At 50.6% G+C, this 1175-nt stretch carries 1 protein-coding gene; it reads left to right on the top strand.

Annotated elements, in window-relative coordinates; all coding sequences use genetic code 11:
- The first annotated feature begins 181 nt into the window (after window positions 1–181).
- On the top strand, window positions 182–1150 hold the full coding sequence (locus tag AAC854_RS22570) for an IS110 family RNA-guided transposase (RefSeq protein ID WP_340619048.1): 969 nt from the start codon (window positions 182–184) through the stop codon (window positions 1148–1150).
- The last annotated feature ends 25 nt before the right edge of the window (window positions 1151–1175 follow it).

The following is a 1175-nucleotide window of genomic DNA, read 5'->3' as shown; positions in this document are numbered from 1 at the left end:
CCGCCTTGTATCTTAAATGTAGGTTAAAATAAATACGATTAGATTTGGTGCGGTGTATGCAGCCTGATGCCGCCTAGGGTTCCTAGCCCGTCTGTAAGCGATTGGCGCATACACCCAGCCACTCATCTGAAACCCGAACAGTTGTCCGTACTCCATAACGTATTTGCAAGGAGGGGTAATAATGAGTCTGCCAAATCCACTCTGTGTGGGAATTGATGTTTCTAAAGCAACACTGGACATCGCTGCCAGTCATGAGTTTGCACAGTTCACTGCAAGTAACGACTCTGATGGTTTTGATGCCATTCTTGCTGCGTTGAGAACGCATTCCGTTGCGCTGATTCTGATGGAGGCCACTGGCGGGCTTGAAGCCGCCGTGGCCTGCTCGCTTCAGGCAGAAGGTTTTGACGTTGCTGTTATTAACCCCAGACAGGCACGTGACTTTGCCCGTGCGATGGGATATCTGGCAAAAACTGACCGTATTGACGCCAGAGTACTCGCACAGATGGCGGAGGTCATTAATCGTCATCCGGAACGGGAACGTTTTATCCGGGCTCTGCCAGACGCTGAACGTCAGATTCTTGCGGCTATGGTGGTGCGCAGACGCCAGTTGATTACGATGTTGGTGGCTGAACGTAACCGGCTGTACCCTTCCCATCCGCAAAATAGAAAAAGCATTAATATCATTATCAACGCGCTGGAAAGTGAACTTGCCCGAATCGATACAGACATGAACCAGCATCTCAAGAGCCACTTTAAAGCGCTTTCTGAACGGTTGAGCAGCGTTAAAGGTGTTGGCACTATGACGGTTGCCGCCTTGTTGGCTGAGGTTCCGGAACTGGGTCACCTCTCACGGCGTGAAATCAGCGCACTTGTGGGTGTTGCGCCCGTAAACCGCGACTCGGGCACTATGCGCGGTCGGCGAACCATTTTTGGCGGCAGGGCTGGGGTAAGAACAGCACTGTACATGTCTGCGCTCGTGGCAGCCCGATTTAATCCAGTGATAAAGGCGTTTTACATGCGTCTGCTTGCCGCCGGAAAAGCCAAAAAAGTGGCGTTGGTTGCCTGTATGCGTAAGTTGCTGACTATCCTGAATGCCATGCTCAGAAAGAACGAAGAATGGAATGAATCTTACCATCACGTTGCGCCATAATTTTTATGTTCAAGACAGTTGCTTA

The organism is Xenorhabdus entomophaga, from assembly GCF_037996725.1.
Lineage (GTDB): Bacteria > Pseudomonadota > Gammaproteobacteria > Enterobacterales > Enterobacteriaceae > Xenorhabdus > Xenorhabdus khoisanae.
The sequence above is the reverse complement of the archived record's forward strand: the minus strand, read 5'-3'. Positions and strand labels throughout refer to the sequence as shown.